At 54.2% G+C, this 2,898-nt stretch carries 3 protein-coding genes; all 3 read left to right on the forward strand.

Going from position 1 to position 2,898, the window contains the following annotated elements:
* A partial coding sequence (locus tag BN93_RS06890) for a hypothetical protein (protein WP_044260053.1) occupies nt 1-281 on the forward strand: 281 nt, incomplete at its 5' end.
* Between the two features lie 30 nt (nt 282-311).
* Nucleotides 312-2,036, forward strand: a complete 1,725-nt coding sequence (locus tag BN93_RS06895) for a RagB/SusD family nutrient uptake outer membrane protein (RefSeq protein ID WP_019187611.1) — start codon at nt 312-314, stop codon at nt 2,034-2,036.
* 181 nt (nt 2,037-2,217) lie between these two features.
* On the forward strand, nt 2,218-2,898 hold a 681-nt coding region (locus BN93_RS06900), incomplete at its 3' end, for an alpha-amylase family glycosyl hydrolase (RefSeq protein ID WP_044260155.1).

Consider the following 2,898-nt stretch of genomic DNA (forward strand, 5'->3'; position numbering starts at 1 on the left):
TGGAGAAAGGCGACTACGTGAACTTCGAGTACATCACGCTGGGCTACACCTTCAACAAGAAGCAGCTCAAGGCCGACTGGATCCAGAGCATCCATCTCGGACTGGCCGTCAACAACGTCTGCACCCTCACCGGGTACAGCGGCCTGACCCCGATGATCAACTCCGCATCGCTCGTCCGTGTCGACGAAGGCCGTACAACCTACGGGACACTGGGTGTAGACGACAAGCGTCTCTTCCCGTTGACACGCACCTTCTCGTTCAATGTGTCTGTTAATTTCTAAGGTCTTGATAAACAAAAAAGGAATACTATTATGAAGAAATATATTTTCGGAATGGCACTGCTCTCCACGGCACTGCTTGCAGCCTGCTCGCTGGACGAGACACCTCAAAGCAAGTTCAAAGAGACTGACGCTTTCGCAAATGCCACACCGACCTATGTCAACTCTGTGGCAAAGGTCTATTCAGAGATCGGAGACGGTATCTATGGCGGTACGGATGCCATCCACTGTCTGCAGGAATTCACTTCTGACGAGGCTATTCTCCCGGGACGGCAGGGCGACTGGGTAGACGGCGGCAAGTGGCAGAACTTCTTCCTCCACAACTTCGCATCGTCTGTGGACACCTACAACAACAACTGGAAGCATATCTACAAGATCATCGGGCAGTGCAACGGCTCCATCGACCAGCTCACGCCGATGCTCGGCGAACATCCCGACTACAAGCCATATGTGTCCGAGCTGCGTGCCCTGCGCGCCATCTATTACTATTATGCGATGGATCTCTTCGGACAGGTGCCGGTAGTGACGTCTTCCAAGCAGGGAACCAGCGATGTCAACCAGAGCAACCGCTCGGATGTGTTCAAATTCGTCGTCAAGGAACTGACAGAGGCAATGCCTGACCTCGCAGATGACCAGAGCCAGAAGACCGGCAAGTATTTCGGACGTATCACCAAGCCTGTTGCCTATATGTGTCTGGCAAAGTGCGCCCTCAATGCACCTGTCTACAACACGGATGACGTAACTCCGAACAGCTACAAGGCGTTTGTCGGCGACGACAAATCGAAGGAATGCAAGGCCAGCGAAACCCTCGGTGCAAACATATCGGCAAAGGGAATGGACATCAAGATGACTGTAGACGGGACGGAACGCAACTGCTGGGAGACCGTGAAGTACTGCGTGGACAAGCTCGCAGGCTTCGGCTACACCCTCTCGCCGAACTATGCCGACAACTTCGTCACACAGAACCAGAACTCTAACGAGAACATCTTTGTACGTCCGAACGACGACAAAACGTACAAGATTACCGATTACAACCTGATCCGCTCCGTACACTACAACCATGCGAGTGCCGCCGGATTCAACGGATGGAACGGTGCCTGCGCCACGGTACGTGCGATGAAAGTGATGGGATACAAGGAAAGCAACGGAGACCCACGCCTGCGCCAGAACTACTGGGTAGAACAGGAGTACACCCAGCAGACCGGCGGCAAGACCGTGGACGACGGCGTCGGCGGAACACTCTCTTACCGTCCGCTGGCAGTCGTGGTAGACTTCGATGCCAATGCCGACAAGCATGACGTGAAATGCGCCGGCGCCCGTTTCAAGAAGTATGAGTACGACCCGACGGCAGCCGCACAGGGACAGTACAACAACGACCTTGTCATCTGGCGTTATGGCGATGCGCTGCTGATGAAGGCGGAAGCAGAATACCGGCTGGGCAACCATGCGGCGGCACTGACACTCGTCAACCAGATCAGGGACCGGGCACACGCCACCCCGCGCACCTCGCTCAACCTGAATGATATTCTTGACGAACGCATGATTGAACTGGCCTGGGAAGGCGTACGGCGTCAGGACCAGATACGCTTCTGCACCTTCACCCAGCCGACGGCAGACCGCTATCCCGGTGTCAGCCACAATGCTTCTGCCGGCGATTACCTCGATGACACCCAGGGATACACCTGCGTCTATCCGATTCCTTATGAGGTGCTGAATCTGAACAAGAATCTCCATCAGAATCCAGGCTATAAGAAATAAAGCCGGTTCTGATTCCTTATCACAGCCGGGATGTCCAAGGATATTCCGGCTGTCAACTTTCAGGGAATGCAGACTCCTCTATCCTATTCTTCCTTTGTTTTTCAAAAGGATATCCGTACTTTTGCATCAGACAACACAACAGGAAGTCCGACGGGCATCCTGACAACTAAAAACTTAAACAATGAAGAAAGAAATCATCACAGCAGCAGCGGCACTGGCCATGGCAGTCCCCATGACGGCCCAGATCGGCACGAACCCACAATGGCTTGACAATGCCGTTTTCTATCAGATCTATCCTTCCTCCTACATGGATACGGACGGGAACGGTATCGGAGACCTGCCCGGCATCACCAGCAGGCTGGATTACATCAAGTCGCTGGGCGTGGATGCCTTGTGGCTGAATCCCGTATTCGAGTCGGGATGGTTTGACGGTGGCTACGATGTCATCGACTTCTACAAGATTGACCCGCGCTTCGGTACAAATACCGATATGGTGACACTGGTCAACGAAGCCCACAGAAGAGGCATAAAGGTCTGCCTGGACCTGGTGGCAGGACACACGAGCGTGAAGTCGCCGTGGTTCCAGGAATGTGCGAACGGCGACCGCAACGGGCGTTATTCCGACTATTATATATGGACTGACACCATCTCACAGAAAGACAAGGAAGAGATTGAAGCGCGCCACAGGGATGCCAATCCGGAGGGAAGCACACGTGGGCGTTATGTGGAGATGGACGCAAAACGCGGCAAATACTATGAGAAGAACTTCTTTGAATGCCAGCCTGCCCTGAACTACGGCTTTGCCCATCCCGACCCCTCTCATCCCTGGGAGCAGCCTGTGACGGCACCCGGACCGCAGGGC

The sequence above is a fragment of the Prevotella conceptionensis 9403948 genome (genome assembly GCF_000312305.1).
Taxonomy (GTDB): Bacteria; Bacteroidota; Bacteroidia; order Bacteroidales; family Bacteroidaceae; genus Prevotella; species Prevotella conceptionensis.